The organism is Tritonibacter sp. SIMBA_163, assembly GCF_046535935.1.
Classification (GTDB): domain Bacteria; phylum Pseudomonadota; class Alphaproteobacteria; order Rhodobacterales; family Rhodobacteraceae; genus Epibacterium; species Epibacterium scottomollicae.
In genome coordinates this window covers 1-237 of record NZ_JAWJBP010001298.1, presented here as the reverse complement: position 1 = coordinate 237, position 237 = coordinate 1, and the positions used below count along the sequence as shown (strand labels likewise).

The window sequence follows — 237 nt, the reverse complement described above, 5'->3', positions numbered from 1 at the left end:
CGCGGCTTTCAGGTCATGAAACGGCGCCTCGGTATAACGTGGGCTGAGGTAGGACGACAGCGCCCCCCCCGGCGGTGCGATTGATATCTCGTTGTCGTTCAGGATCACGATCAACCGCTTGCCCAGATGGCCGGCGGTGTTCATGGCCTCGAATGCCATGCCGGCGGTCAGCGCGCCATCGCCGATGACCGCGATCGTATCTCCAGGGGCCGCTTTAGTGACACCCCCAAGGTCGCG

Annotated in this window: 1 protein-coding gene; it reads right to left on the bottom strand. The window is 63.7% G+C overall.

The window, feature by feature from the left end; genetic code table 11:
• A partial coding sequence (locus tag R0J92_RS26490; protein ID WP_411053876.1) for a 1-deoxy-D-xylulose-5-phosphate synthase N-terminal domain-containing protein occupies positions 1 to 237 on the bottom strand: 237 nt, incomplete at both ends.